The sequence below is a fragment of the Streptomyces sp. NPDC102283 genome (genome assembly GCF_044766265.1).
Classification (GTDB): Bacteria; Actinomycetota; Actinomycetes; order Streptomycetales; family Streptomycetaceae; genus Streptomyces.
On the sequence record NZ_JBIWLQ010000001.1, the window covers coordinates 254,635 to 268,084 of the forward strand.

At 73.9% G+C, this 13,450-nt stretch carries 13 protein-coding genes; 9 read left to right on the forward strand and 4 right to left on the reverse strand.

Translation table 11 applies throughout. The features are described 5' to 3' along the window. Positions 1-6 precede the first annotated feature (6 nt). Genes ACIRJT_RS01265 through ACIRJT_RS01280 form a run of 4 tightly spaced genes read left to right on the forward strand, consistent with a single transcriptional unit; the run spans position 7 to position 3,709 of the window. Positions 7-954, forward strand: coding sequence for an ABC transporter permease (locus ACIRJT_RS01265; protein ID WP_403902989.1), 948 nt, complete (start codon positions 7-9; stop codon positions 952-954). Further along, complete coding sequence (locus ACIRJT_RS01270) at positions 951-1,808, forward strand: ABC transporter permease (RefSeq protein WP_403902991.1); 858 nt, start codon at positions 951-953, stop codon at positions 1,806-1,808. Before ACIRJT_RS01265 ends, ACIRJT_RS01270 begins: the two co-directional genes overlap by 4 nt. Before the next feature lie 6 nt (positions 1,809-1,814). Next, a complete protein-coding gene (locus ACIRJT_RS01275) occupies positions 1,815-2,882 on the forward strand; it encodes an ABC transporter ATP-binding protein (protein WP_403902993.1) in 1,068 nt (355 codons plus the stop codon). Then, on the forward strand, positions 2,879-3,709 hold the full coding sequence (locus ACIRJT_RS01280; protein ID WP_403902996.1) for an ABC transporter ATP-binding protein: 831 nt from the start codon (positions 2,879-2,881) through the stop codon (positions 3,707-3,709). The genes ACIRJT_RS01275 and ACIRJT_RS01280 overlap by 4 nt, the downstream gene beginning before the upstream one ends. 105 nt (positions 3,710-3,814) lie before the next feature. Here the strand turns inward: ACIRJT_RS01280 and ACIRJT_RS01285 are convergent, their stop codons facing one another. After that, on the reverse strand, positions 3,815-4,018 hold the full coding sequence (locus tag ACIRJT_RS01285) for a cold-shock protein (protein WP_003967102.1): 204 nt from the start codon (positions 4,016-4,018) through the stop codon (positions 3,815-3,817). 331 nt (positions 4,019-4,349) lie between these two features. On the opposite strand from ACIRJT_RS01285, the gene ACIRJT_RS01290 reads away from it, so the two are divergent. The 4 genes from ACIRJT_RS01290 to ACIRJT_RS01305 all read left to right on the forward strand — a co-directional run bounded on the left by ACIRJT_RS01290 (position 4,350) and on the right by ACIRJT_RS01305 (position 9,477). Beyond that, positions 4,350-5,240: a menaquinone biosynthetic enzyme MqnA/MqnD family protein gene (locus ACIRJT_RS01290; RefSeq protein WP_403902999.1), complete on the forward strand. Its 891-nt coding sequence runs from the start codon at positions 4,350-4,352 to the stop codon at positions 5,238-5,240. 293 nt (positions 5,241-5,533) lie between these two features. After that, a complete protein-coding gene (locus ACIRJT_RS01295; protein WP_403903001.1) occupies positions 5,534-7,540 on the forward strand; it encodes a protein kinase in 2,007 nt (668 codons plus the stop codon). A gap of 72 nt (positions 7,541-7,612) precedes the next feature. Further along, on the forward strand, positions 7,613-8,812 hold the full coding sequence (gene mqnC / locus ACIRJT_RS01300; protein WP_069756823.1) for a cyclic dehypoxanthinyl futalosine synthase: 1,200 nt from the start codon (positions 7,613-7,615) through the stop codon (positions 8,810-8,812). A 14-nt stretch (positions 8,813-8,826) separates the two neighbouring features. Next, complete coding sequence (locus tag ACIRJT_RS01305) at positions 8,827-9,477, forward strand: imidazolonepropionase-like domain-containing protein (protein ID WP_403903004.1); 651 nt, start codon at positions 8,827-8,829, stop codon at positions 9,475-9,477. A 27-nt stretch (positions 9,478-9,504) separates the two neighbouring features. On the opposite strand, the gene ACIRJT_RS01310 is transcribed toward ACIRJT_RS01305, so the two are convergent. From ACIRJT_RS01310 to ACIRJT_RS01320, 3 genes are read right to left on the reverse strand one after another with little or no spacing between them, the layout of a single operon-like run. Beyond that, positions 9,505-10,494 carry a DUF3152 domain-containing protein gene (locus tag ACIRJT_RS01310; protein ID WP_403903007.1) on the reverse strand — a complete coding sequence of 330 codons (990 nt, stop codon included), beginning with the start codon at positions 10,492-10,494 and terminating at the stop codon, positions 9,505-9,507. After that, a complete protein-coding gene (locus ACIRJT_RS01315; protein WP_403903009.1) occupies positions 10,491-11,417 on the reverse strand; it encodes a hypothetical protein in 927 nt (308 codons plus the stop codon). The genes ACIRJT_RS01310 and ACIRJT_RS01315 overlap by 4 nt, the downstream gene beginning before the upstream one ends. A 9-nt stretch (positions 11,418-11,426) precedes the next feature. Next, entirely contained in the window at positions 11,427-11,936 is a 510-nt protein-coding gene (locus ACIRJT_RS01320) for a SigE family RNA polymerase sigma factor (RefSeq protein ID WP_403904393.1), read from the reverse strand. Positions 11,937-12,512: 576 nt separating this feature from the next. Between ACIRJT_RS01320 and ACIRJT_RS01325 the strand changes: the two genes are divergently transcribed. After that, complete coding sequence (locus ACIRJT_RS01325; protein ID WP_403903012.1) at positions 12,513-13,412, forward strand: ABC transporter permease; 900 nt, start codon at positions 12,513-12,515, stop codon at positions 13,410-13,412. Positions 13,413-13,450 lie beyond the last annotated feature (38 nt).

Consider the following 13,450-nt stretch of genomic DNA (forward strand, 5'->3'; position numbering starts at 1 on the left):
CCCGCGATGCTCGCCCGGATCTCCCGGCGGCTGGCCGGACTGCTGGCCACCCTCCTCGCCGCCTCCTTCGTCATCTTCGCCGCCGTGTACGCGGCCCCCGGCGACCCCGCCGTCTTCCTGGCAGGCGGCCGCGACAAACTCACCCCGGAGAAGCTGGAGCTGGTCCGGGCGCAGTACCACCTCGACGAGCCCCTCGTCGTGCAGTACGGCCGCTGGCTCGGCGACTGCCTCCACTTCGACCTCGGCCGCTCCTTCAAGTACAGCGACCAGGTGGCCGACCTGATCGTCGCCCGCTTCCCGACCACCCTGGCCCTGGTGGCGTACGCGACCGTCCTCTTCGTCGTCCTCGGCGTCGGCGCGGGCATCCTCGCCGCCGTCCGGCGCTCCACCTGGGTCGACTCGGCCGTGGTCGGCGGTACGACGCTGGCGGCCTCGGTCCCCTCGTTCGTCTCCGCCATCGCGCTCGCCGCCGTCTTCGGCGTCCAGCTCGGCTGGTTCGCCGTCACCGGGGGAGGCGAGGGCTTCACCGGCACCCTGCACCATCTGACCCTGCCCGCCCTGGCGCTGGCGCTCGGCGCGCTCGCCATCATCAGCCGGGTCACCCGGCAGGCGATGGCCGACGCCGGGGCCGCCGACCACGTGGAGGCCGCCCGCTCCTCCGGCATCCCGGAGCGCGAGATCGTCCGCCGCCACATCCTGCGCAACGCGCTCGGCCCGATCGTCACCATGTGCGGCCTGGTCATGGCCGGGATGCTCGCCGGCACGGTCGTCGTGGAGACCGCGTTCGGCATCAGCGGCATCGGCTCGCTGCTCGTCGGCGCGATCAACACCCACGACTTCCCCGTCGCCCAGGCGGTCCTGCTGCTCATGGTCACCGGCTACATCGTGGTCACCACCCTCGTCGACCTCGTCCACCCGCTGCTCGACCCGCGCGTGAAGGAGGCCGCCGTATGACCGCCCCGACCCTGACCCCGGCCATGACCCCGGTGAGGATCCCGGCCGCCCGGCGTCCCTACGGGGCGATCCTCGCGGGCGCCGTCCTCGGCCTGGTGGTGCTCGCCGCCCTCCTCGCCCCGCTGATCGCCCCGTACGCCCCCGACGCCATCGACCTCTCCGCCTCGCTGGCGGGGACCACCGGCGAACACCTCCTGGGCACCGACTCCTCCGGCCAGGACCTGCTGTCGCGGGTGCTGTACGGGGCCCGCACCAGCCTCGTCGCCCCGGCGCTCCTGCTCGCCATCGCCGCCGTGCTCGGCATCGCGCTCGGCACCCTGGCGGCCTGGCGCGGCGGCTGGGCCGACACCGTCATCTCCCGGCTCACCGACGTCATGTACGCGTTCCCGGGGCTGCTGTTCACCGTGCTGATCATCGCGGTCTTCGGTGCCGGAATGACCACCTCCGTGCTGGCGCTCGGCCTCGCCTACACGCCGACCGTCGCCAAGTACACCCGCTCCGTGGCCATCGGAGAGCGGCGCAAGCCCTACATCGACGCCTACCGCGTCCAGGGCATGGGCGGCCTGCGGATCTGCGCCTTCCACCTCGTCCCCAACCTCGGCCGCTCCGTCATCGGCTATCTGGTGGTCCTCTTCGGAGAGGCCCTGATGTCCCTGGCCACGCTCTCCTACCTCGGCTTCGGCGCCCAGCCGCCCAGCTCCGACTGGGGGCTGATGGTGCAGGAGGGGCAGGCCGCCGTCGTCCAGGGAGCGCTGCTGCCCGCCCTGGTGCCCGGCATCGCCATCGCCCTGGTGGTCGTCTCCTTCAACGTCGTCGGGGTCCGGGCCGCCGACCGACTCGCCAACGGGAGGTAGTCACCCATGCCATCCGCCGCAGCGGGACACGACACAGCGGCCCTCGCCGCACCGGGAAGTGACACCGTGCTCCTCGACATCGACCACCTCACCCTCCGCCTCCCCGGCACCGCCCGGCCCGTCCTGGACCAGGTGTCCCTGCGGGTCGCGAGCGGCGAAGTCGTCGGCCTGGTCGGCGAGTCCGGCTCCGGCAAGTCCACGACCGCCAAGGCCGCCCTCCGTACGCTCCCCGAAGGGACGGCCCTCGACGGTTCCGTACGGGTGGCGGGCCGCGACGTCCTCGCCCTGCGTGGCGAGGAGCTGCGCGCCCACCGGGCCCGGACCGTCGCCCTGGTCCACCAGGACCCGCGCGCCGCCCTCAACCCCGTCCGCCGCATCGGCGACTTCCTCGTCGAGCGGCTCGCCGCCGCCGGGACCGGGGTGACCGGCGCGGCCGCCCGGGACCGCGCGGTCGAGCTGCTGGACGCCGTCGGGCTCGACGCACCGGAGCGCCGGGTCCGCCAGCGCCCGCACGAACTCTCCGGCGGGATGCTCCAACGCGTCGTCATCGCCGGGGCGCTGGCCGCCGAGCCCCGGCTGCTGCTGGCCGACGAGGCGACCAGCGCCCTGGACGTCACCACCCAGGCGGAGATCCTCGCCCTCCTGCGCACCCTGCGCGCCGAACGCGGCCTCGGCCTGCTGTTCATCACCCACGACCTGCACCTGGCCGCCGCCTACTGCGACCGCGTGTACGTGATGTACGCGGGCCGGGTCGTCGAGGAGCGGACCGCCGCCGACCTCTTCGAGCGGCCCCGCCACCCCTACACCCGGGGCCTGCTGGCCTGCTCGCCGACGCTGGGGGAGGAGCACCGGGAGATCCGCCCGATCCCCGGGAAGCCTCCGTCGCTGGCCGACGCCTTCGCGGGCTGCCCCTTCGCCGATCGCTGTCCGGACGCCGAACCGGAGTGCGCGACCTGGCGGCCCGAGCCGGTGGCCCTCGCGGACGGCGGTACGGGCTCCGCCGCCTGCCGCCGACTGCCCGAACTCGCCCCCGTACCGCTACCGCTGACACAGATGAAGGGCACCGACCGATGACGCTCTCCTCGGAGCGGGACCCCGCGCCGCTGCTCGCGGTCGAGGGGCTGCGCAAGACGTACCCGCTGCCCGGCAAGGGCCGCCTGACCGCCGCCGACGACATCGGCTTCACCGTCCCGGCGGGCGGTTCGCTCGGGATCGTCGGGGAGTCGGGCTCCGGCAAGACGACCGTGGCCCGGATGCTGGTGGGCCTGGTCCGCCCGGACGCCGGAACGGTCCGGGTCGGGGGACGGGCCAGGGGACTCGCCGCCCCGCGCGGCCGGGCGGCCCGGCTGGCCCGCGCGCGGGAGATCCAGATGGTCTTCCAGGACCCCTACCTCTCGCTCGACCCCCGGCTCACCGCCCGCCGTTGCCTCACCACGGCGCTGCGGCTGCACGGCCGGCCCGCGGAGCTGGCCGACGGCCTGCTGGACCGGGTGGGCCTCGGCGCGCGTGAGGCAGAGGCCCTGCCGCACGGTCTCTCCGGGGGACAACGGCAGCGCCTGGCCATCGCCCGCGCGCTCGCCGTCGACCCGAAGGTGCTGGTCCTGGACGAGGCGGTGGCGGCGCTCGACGTGTCGATCCAGGCCCAGATCCTGCACCTGCTCGACGGAATCCGCCGGGACACCGGGGTCGCGCTGGTCTTCGTCAGCCACGACCTGGCGGTGGTGCAGCACATCACCGACGAGGTCGTCGTGATGCGGCGGGGAACGGCCGTCGAACAGGGCCCGACCGCCGAGGTGCTCGCCCACCCCCGCGACCCCTACACCCGGCTGCTGCTGGCCTCGGTGCCGCGCGCCGGCTGGGACCCGGCCGACGCGGTCGCCGCCCGGTCGGCCGTGGCCTGACGGGCCCGGTCCTGCACAGGCAGGAGCCCCGTTCCTCCGCCGAAGCGGGGGAGCGGGGCTCCTTGGGTACTGCTATGTACGGCCGCGATCGACCGACCCGGGCAACTAGGCCGGGGTGACGTTCTCAGCCTGCGGACCCTTGGGTCCCTGAGTGACGTCGAAGTTCACGACCTGGTTCTCCTCGAGGGAGCGGAACCCGGACGCGTTGATCGCGGAGTAGTGAACGAAGACATCCGGGCCGCCGCCGTCCTGGGCGATGAAGCCGAAGCCCTTTTCAGCGTTGAACCACTTGACGGTTCCGGTAGCCATAAGCCCTCCTTGGGCCAAAGGGTTGCCCTGCTCCAGAACCTGCAAACAAGTCTGAAAACTACAAAAGCCTGCGGGTTACATGCTCCGCAGGCTCTGTACTGCAAGGGAAACCAAACTGCAACTTGCGGGCGAGCCTAGCACGCGGTCTCTGGCGAGCGGTAGAGGGAAAGATCACTTCCCCCGAATGTTTGACGGCCCTCGTCGGGCGTCCTGCGGGAGGCCCCGGAAGGGGGCGCGGACCGGGGCGCGGGCGGGGCGTGGGGCGGGGTGGGGGACGGGGCGCGCGGCCCCCGGTGATGCTCGCGGGCGGCTGCGGGTCTAGCCTCGCGATGTGGACAATTCAACCGACTCAACCGTCTCCCCCCGTGAAGGCGACGACGACCGTCGCAGTCGGCCCCGCGTCGGCCACATCCAGTTCCTGAACTGCCTCCCGCTGTACTGGGGCCTGGCGCGGACGGGAACCCTGCTCGACCTGGAGCTCTCCAAGGACACCCCGGAGCGGCTCAGCGAGCAGCTGATCAAGGGGGAGCTGGACATCGGCCCGGTCACCCTCGTGGAGTACCTGCGCAACGCCGACGACCTGGTGGCCTTCCCCGACATCGCGGTCGGCTGCGACGGGCCCGTCATGTCCTGCGTGATCGTCTCCCAGCTCCCGCTGGAGCAGCTCGACCGGGCCCGGGTGGCGCTCGGCTCGACCTCCCGCACCTCGGTGCGGCTGGCGCAGTTGCTGCTGGCCGAGCGCTACGGCGTGCGCCCCGACTACTACACCTGCCCGCCCGACCTGGGCCTGATGATGCAGGAGGCGGACGCCGCCGTGCTGATCGGCGACGCCGCGCTGCGCGCCAACCTGCACGAAGCCCCCCGGCTCGGGCTCCAGGTCCACGACCTGGGCCAGATGTGGAAGGAGTGGACGGGGCTGCCGTTCGTCTTCGCCGTCTGGGCGGCCCGCAAGGACTTCCTCGCCGCGCACCCCGAACGGACGGCCCAGGTCCATGAGGCGTTCCTGGCCTCCCGGGACCTCTCCCTGGAGGAGGTCACCAAGGTCGCGGAGCAGGCGGCCCGCTGGGAGGCCTTCGACGCGGAGGTGCTGGAGCAGTACTTCACGACGCTCGACTTCCGCTTCGGCCCGGACCAGCTGGCCGGCGTCCACGAGTTCGCCCGCCGCACGGGCCGGGACACCGGCTACCCGGCCGACGTCCGTGTGGAACTGCTCGGCGGCTGAGTGACCGAGCGACCGAGTGACCGAGCGACTGGGTGGCCGAGCGACTGAACCGGGGAATGGAGGGAATTCTCTTTCCGTCCCGCAAAAGGGAATGGGAGAGGCTGTACAACAACACAATCGCGCCTTTCCCCGGGGCGAAAAGATCCCTTCCTGACCGGAGAAGGGGGAATGGTCCGGCCGTTTCCCGGTGACCTCGCCGTTGGCGCCCCCTAGGCTTCGGTCCGGGTCCGGACCGTCCACCGGGTTTACCGTCCACGGGTTCACCGTCCGCAGGGTTCACAGGGGGAGTCCATATGCAGCCGCTGGAAGCGGGCGAACCGCGCACCATCGGTTCCTACCGGCTGCTCGGCAGGCTCGGCGCGGGCGGTATGGGCCGGGTCTATCTCGGCCGCAGCGCGGGCGGGCGCACGGTCGCGGTCAAGGTCGTCCACCCCCACTTCGCCCTCGACGAGCAGTTCCGCGCGCGGTTCCGGCGCGAGGTGGAGTCCGCCCGGCGCATCGGCGCCCAGTGGACCGCCCCCGTCCTGGACGCCGACCCGGACGCCCCGGTGCCGTGGGTGGCCACCGGATACGTCGCCGGTCCGCCGCTCTCCCAGGCGATCACCGAGCACGGCCCGCTGCCCGAACACGCGGTGCGCACCCTGGGCGCGGGGCTCGCCGAGGCCCTCGCCGTCGTCCACGGGCAGGGCATCGTCCACCGCGACGTGAAGCCGTCCAACGTGCTGCTCGCCCTCGACGGGCCCCGCCTCATCGACTTCGGCATCGCACGGGCCCTCGGTGCGACCGTCTCGCTCACCTCCACCGGGGTCTCCGTCGGCTCGCCCGGCTACATGGCGCCCGAGCAGATCCGCGGCCGGGACGTCTCCGGCGCGGCCGACGTCTTCTCGCTGGGCGCGGTCCTCGCGTACGCGGCGACGGGCGCTGCCCCCTTCCCCGGCGACTCCTCCGCCGTACTCCTCTACAAGGTGGTCCACGAGGAACCCGAATTGGGCGACCTGGAGGGCGAACTGCGCGAAGTGGTCGAGGGCTGCCTCGCCAAGGACCCGGCGGCCCGGCCCGCCCCGGCCGATCTCGCCCGGGTGCTCGCTCCCGGCGGGGCGGCGGCGATGGTGGCGGGCGGCTGGCTGCCGGGCGGGCTGGTGCGTGAGGTGAGCCGGTCCGCGGTGGCGCTGCTGGACCTGGAACCGCAGGACGCGCCGGTCCAGTCGGGACCGGTGCCGTTCAGCAGCGCGTCGCTGGGGGCGCTCCCGGGAACGGCCGCGCCGAGCAGGGGCGGGCAGTTCGGCCCGCCTGCCCCGGGCCCGCAGGAAGCGCCGTACGGGACACCACGTCCGCAGGAGGCGCCGCGGGAAGCCGCGTACGGGGCACAGCGCCCCCAGGAAGCGCCCCGGGAAGCGCCCCAGGAAGGGCCGCAGGAAGCGTCGCGGGACGTGCCGTACCGGACCCCGCACCCGCAGGACGACGCGTACGGGACGCCGCATCCGCAGGACGACGCGTACGGGACGCCGCCCCCGCCCCCGCCGCCGGCGCCTCCGCGTGCGAAGCCCGCCTCCACCGTGCCCCCGCCGCCCACGCACGCCGGGACCTACCGTCAGGGCGGCGACGGCGCGCACGGCGCGAGCGGGCTGCCGGGCCAGCGCGCCGGTGACCCCCGCCTCTCCCTGACCGTCAGCGCCGAGAACAGGCCGGCCTCCGGGGAGCGTCGCGGCCGCCGCGTCAGCTGCACGGTCGCCCTGGCGGTGGCGGGCGCGCTCGCGGTCGTCACCTTCGGCACGGGCCTGCTCGACGGCTTCCTCCCGAGCGGCGACGCCGACCGGAACCGGGGCAACGACGCCGCGGCGACCCCGTCGGGCTCCGCCTCTCCGCCCGGCTCCGGGAAGCCGACGCCCGCCGAGTCCGCCGACGCGGGCGGGGCCCCGGTCGGCGAGCTGCCGAAGGCGTACGTGGGCACCTGGGAGGGGCCGGTCACCGAGAAGACGACCGGCCAGCCGCACGGCACCCTCACCGCCGTCTTCACCGAGGGGAAACGCGGCGAGCGGGTCGTCCGGATGAGCACGACGATCTCCCAGCTCGGCGCCACCGTCACCTGCAACAGCGTCGGCACCCTCGCCTCCGGCACCGCGAAGGAGCTGAACATCCGCGAGCGCACCGACCCGGACCGCCCCAGCACGCCGGGCCTGTGCACCAGCACCGAGGCGGACGTGGTCTTCCGCCTCGCCGACGACGGCACCCTGGACTACCGCTCGAAGGAACGCGCCGCGGGCCTCCCGTACGGCGAGCTCACCCGGTCCGGCGGCTGACGGCGTCAAGGGCTGGCGTACGCTGGATCGGTCCGAGGATCCGTAGAAAAACCGCCGAAAGGTGACAGCCCGGTGACCGAGAAGGCCGACCTTCAGCCCGTCCTCGACCGAGCCGCCGAAGGCGGTCGGATCACCCCGGAGGAGGCGCTCGACCTCTACCGGTCCGCGCCCCTGCACGCGCTGGGCGCCGCCGCCGACGCCGCACGCCGCCGCCGCTACGCCGGTACGGAGCACATCGCGACGTACATCATCGAGCGGAACATCAACTACACCAACGTGTGCGTGACGGCCTGCAAGTTCTGCGCCTTCTACGCCCCGCCCAAGGACACCGCCAAGGGCTGGACCCGCGACCTCGACGACATCCTGCGCCGCTGCGCGGAGACCGTGGAGCTGGGCGGCACCCAGATCATGTTCCAGGGCGGCCACCACCCGGACTTCGGCGTCGAGTACTACGAAGAGCACTTCTCCGCGATCAAGAAGGCGTACCCGCAGCTGGTCATCCACTCGCTGGGCGCCTCCGAGATCGAGCACATGGCCCGGATCTCGAAGGTCTCCGCCGAGGAGGCCATCAGCCGGATTCACGCCGCCGGGCTCGACTCCTTCGCCGGCGCCGGCGCCGAGCTGCTGCCCGCCCGGCCGCGCACCGCCATCGCCCCGCTCAAGGAGTCCGGCGAGCGGTGGCTGGAGATCATGGAGATCGCGCACGGCCTCGGCGTCGAGTCCACCTCCACCATGCTGATGGGCACCGGCGAGACCAACGCCGAGCGCATCGAGCACCTGAGGATGATCCGGGACGTCCAGGACCGTACGGGCGGCTTCCGCGCCTTCATCCCGTACACCTACCAGCCGGAGAACAACAAGCTGAAGGGCCAGACGCAGGCCACGCTCTTCGAGTACCTGCGGATGATCGCCATCGCCCGGCTCTTCCTCGACAACGTCGCCCACATCCAGGGCTCCTGGCTGACCACCGGCAAGGAGGTCGGCCAGCTGTCGCTGCACTACGGCGCGGACGACCTCGGCTCGATCATGCTGGAGGAGAACGTCGTCTCCTCGGCCGGCGCCAAGCACCGCTCCAACCGGCTGGAGATCATCGACCTGATCCGCAAGGCGGACCGGGTCCCCGCGCAGCGCGCCACGACGTACGAGCACCTCGTCGTGCACGACGACCCGGCGATGGACCCGGTCGACGAGCGCGTGGTCTCGCACATCTCCTCCACCGCGATCGAGGGCGGCACGGCCCACCCGGAGCTCAAGCTCCTCAACGCCAACTAGGGCCTCGGCTTCCCGTGCTGACGATCCACGCCGCGCCCCTGGTCCTCCCGGTGGGCGCGGCGCCCGTCGTGGACGGCGCGGTAGCGGTGGACGGCGACCGGATCGCGGCCCTCGGCCCCTACGAGGAGGTCACCGCCGCGCACCCGGCGGCCCGGGTCCGCCGCTGGCCCGGCCTCCTCACGCCGGGACTGCGCCAGGACCGGGCCCGGGAGCTGCTCACCCGCTGCTATCACCCCGACCCCCGCGAGGCCGACGAGCTGGGTGAACTCCCTTTGTGGGGCGAGGAGTTCGAGCGGCTCGCGGCGACGATGGAGCCGGCCCGGCGAGCCGGTTCCGTCCGGCGCGGGCTCCAGCGGATGCTGCGGCACGGCACGACGCACCTGGCGGGCCCCCTCGACGCGGAGGACCCCGCCCTGCGCACGGCCGTCGCCCGGTCGGGCCTCGTCCGCCTCCCGCCGTCGCCCGCGCCCCCCGGCCCCCCGGACCTGGACCCCTTCGCCGCGGGCGGCGACCTGGCCCGCACGGCGGGCGCCCCGCTGACCGTGGGCGGCCGGGCGGACCTGGCGGCCTTCGACGTACCCGACGAGGCGGCCCTCCGCGCGGGCGGGGCGCACGCCTGCGTGGCGACGGTCCTCGCGGGACGGCTCGTGCACCGCGCCCGCTGAGGCGGGGGCCGGGTCCCCAAGGGAAGCTCACGGCACCTTCGGGCCGCCCAGGTAGCGTCCCTTCGCGTCGTACGGCCAGGCGTTGGCGACGCAGCCCTTCAACCCGTCGATCTGCTGCATCATCGCGGGAGCGGGGCGCCCCTTCCCCGGGCAGGTCTCGTGGCCGCGCCCCAGCCAGTGGCCGACCTCGTGGTTGACGATCAGCGCCCGGTACTCCGCCACGGGCCCGTCGAACTGCGGCGAACCGCGCTGCCAGCGCTTCAGGTTGACCATCACCTTCTCGCCGCCCCGGCAGTTGACCTCGCCGCGCGTCCTCAGGCCGTACTCGCCGCAGATCCGGTCCGTCGTCGCCGGGGTGGCGATCTTGATCACCAGCCCGGCCGGTCCGTCGGCGACCTGACGGAACGTGTGATCGCCGTCGTGGCTCCAGCCGCGCGGGTGGGCGAGAACGGCGGCTATCTCCTCGGCTGCCCGGTCGGGGTCGACGCCGCTGCCGTCCTCCACCTCGACCCGGTAGGCGCTCCCCCTGCCCTTCGCGTCGACCCCCGCACGGGCCACGGTGAACGTGCCGGGGCCCGAGGCGGGGATGTCCTCGGCCCGTACGTCGCCGTCCTTCCCGTCCGAGGCCGGGGCGGAGGCAGTCGGGGACGGGGACGGCGGGGGAGTGGACGGAGGGGGGTCCTCCAGCGGCTCCGACGCGTTGTCCGGTCCGCCCGCCGGGGCCGTACGGGACGAGCCCGGCGCCGCCGCGTCCGCCGGGCCGCCCCCGTCCTGCCAGGGGCGGCCGACCAGCAGGGCCGCGCCCGCCACGACCACGAGGGCCAGCACGGTGAGCGAGGCCGCCCGGCGCCGGTTGCGGCGTCTGCGGCGTACCAGCGAGCGGGCCGTCGACCGTGCGCGGCCCGGTGCGCGCCCCGGGGCCCGGGGCGGCGGCACGCGCAGCCGGAACGTGTCCTCGTCGCGGTCCGGTTCGCCGTACGCGCGCGGCAGGGTGCCCGTGGGCCGGCGGCGCGTCACGAGGCGGCCCCGCTCAACGGCACCGGGTTCTGGTCGGCGTACGCGATCAGCTCCCGGAAGCGCGGGCTCTCGACGACCCGGACCAGGTCCCCGGCGGTGACGGGAGTGCCGCCCGCCCCGGACGGCGCGGGCGAGACGGACAGGGCCACCGTGCTGCGGCCGGAACGGTACTGGAGGGAGACCTCCGTGCCCGTCCGGCCCTCGGCGGGCTGCCGGTACACCCGGGCGGGCGTGCCGTCGTCCAGGGTGAGGTCCCCGCAGGTCAGCCCCTTCTCCGGGATGTCGCGGCAGGCGGGCGCCGGGCCCTTCCGGTCCGGGCGCACCGAAAGGCGGACGGTGTGCACGATGGAGCCGCGCCGCCCCCGGTAGCTCTCCGGTTCGTCGCCGACCGGCTGGACCGTCCCGATCGACGCGGGCAGCAGGGCGTCCAGAGCCCCGGCCGCCTGCTGCCGGAAGTTCTCCAGCCGCTGGGTCTCCTCGGGGCCGAGACCGTGCGGGACCGACGCGGAGGGCGTGGAGAGGGGTGGTGTCGCGGGGACGGCCGCGGAGTCCGTCGGCACGGGGGTGGACGTGGGGCTCGGCATGTCGGGGCGTGGCTCCGTACGTTGGGGGGACGGGGTGGGCGCGGGCAGGGAGAGGGACGGGCCGGCGGGCGCCGCGGGCCCGGTGGGCTCTGAGTCCGGCCCCGCCAGCAGCCAGGGGCCGAGCACGGCGATGCCCAGGGTCACGGCGGTGACCGCGACGAAGGTGCCCGCCACCGCGAGCGCACGGGTCCTGGCCCGTCGTCGGTGGCCCTCCCGCACGGCGTCGGGGACCAGGTCCGGCTGGAGGGACAGCGGGCCCACGGTCCGGTGCAGGGCGTCGCGGAACAGCTCTTCGTCGTGTGCGCGGGGCGGCAGGTGCTCGTGCGGTTCAGGGATCATGACCGGCCCTCAGCTTCCGGTGGAGTAGAGCTGGGCGTCGCCCATCCGGGCGCGCAGTCGGACGAGTGAACGCGAGCACTGGCTCTTCACCGTGGACTCGCTGCACCGCAGCAGCGAGGCCACGGTCTCCACGCTCAGGTCGTCCCAGTAGCGCAGGACGACCATCGCCCGGGCCCGGGGCGGGAGTTCGGCGAGCAGGGCGAGCAGCGTGACCCGGAGGTCGGCGCCCGGTGCGGGATTGGGCTGCGGGCGGGGCGCGTTGCGTCTGTGGGCGAGCAGATCGGTGACGGTGCGGCGGCGTTCGGCCACGAAGGTGCGGACCAGCACGGTCTTGGCGTAGGCGTCGAGGTTGTCCGCACGGCTCGCCTTCCGCCAGTGCTGGAACAGTTTGGCGAGCGTCGTCTGCGTCAGGTCCTGCGCGCCCTCGACGTCTCCGCACAGCAGGTAGGCCGTCCGGTACAGCCGGCGCTGCCCGGCCCGCGCGTACGCCTCGAACGCGGCGCCCTCGCCGTCGGCCATGGCGGGCTCAGCACCAGCCGGCATGCATCCGCCCTCCTCTCTCCTCGCGCTTCCGTGCTCCCCCGAAACTCCGCCCCGGGGGCGGACTCCCACCCCTTACAGAGCACCCGTGTGCCGAAAAGGTTGAAGAGAAGTGAAGATCAGTTCGAGGGAAGTGTGGGCCATCTCCTCGGCCGATCCCTCGGCCGCCTCCCCGTCGGCTTCTCGACGGAGCGGCCGCCGTTCCACGCACCGGTCCCGGGGCGTCTCACTCCCTGGCGGAGCCTGGTGCCCGCGTGAAGCGCTGTGCTAGAACAGCGCCCGTGACAGTCGATCGTTTTCTGGTGGAGTGCCTCCCCATCGATCTCTGCCGCGTCTCCAGCGCTTGTTGTTGAGCCTGCCGCGGCATCCTCAGTGATGCCCTGTGACGCCTGAGCGCGTCGTCCCCGGTAGCCGCGCCTTCCGCGGCTTCCGCGCCTTCTCCGCACCCGGTCCCCGCCCCTCGCGTCCTCGCGTCCCCAGGGCGGCCGTCCGCCCTCCCCGCCCTCCGGCCTGTCCGCAGGTCCGGCGACGCTCCATGACTCCGGAGACCCCTCCATGCCGCCCTCCCCGTCCGTGCGGGAACGGACCGCCGAACCCGCAGAGCCCGCCGGACCCGTGACACCGGGCCCGCCGGCCGCTGCCGGCGGCGCCCGTCGCCGTCCCGAACGTGCCGCGCTGCTGCGCCGTACCGGCCTGCGTGTCCTCGCGCTCGCCGTCCTGCTCGGCCTCTGGCAGCTGGTGACCGCGCTCCAGCTGTGGTCGCCGGTGCTGGTGCCCTCGCCCGCCGCCGTGTGGAGCGCGCTGCTGGAGACCTCCGGTACGCACGACGGCGTCCGGGGCTACCAGGGCCACACCCTGATCGAACACCTCGGGATCAGCCTGCGCCGGATCTTCGTCGGGGCCGGTGCGGGCGTGGTCGCGGGCCTCGTGGCCGGTGTCCTCATGGGGACGCTGCCGTGGGTCCGGGTGGTGCTGGAGCCCGCGGTGGCGTTCCTGCGGACCCTGCCTCCGCTCGCCTACTTCAGCCTGCTGATCATCTGGTTCGGCATCGACGAGGCGCCCAAGCTGTGGCTGCTGGCCATCGCGGCGATGCCGCCGGTCGCCGTCGCCACCGCCTCCGCCGTGGCGTCCGCGCCGACGGCCCTGGTCGAGGCGGCCCGCGCGATCGGCGCCCGACGCGGACAGGTCGTCACCTCCGTCGTGCTGCCCTCCGCGCTGCCCGAGATCCTCGTCGGCGTCCGGCTCGCCTTCGGCATCGCGTACTCCTCCGTCGTCGCCGCCGAGACCGTCAACGGGCTCCCGGGGATCGGCGGCCTGATCCGCGACGCACAGCGCTACAACCAGTCCGACACCGTCGTGCTCGGCCTCTTCGCCATCGGCCTCTCCGGCCTGCTCATCGACGCGGCCCTACGCCTCCTGGCGGACCGGCTCGCCCCGTGGCGCGGCCACACGTGACCGGCCCCCCTTCCCGCCCACCCACCTCCCCTCCCGTA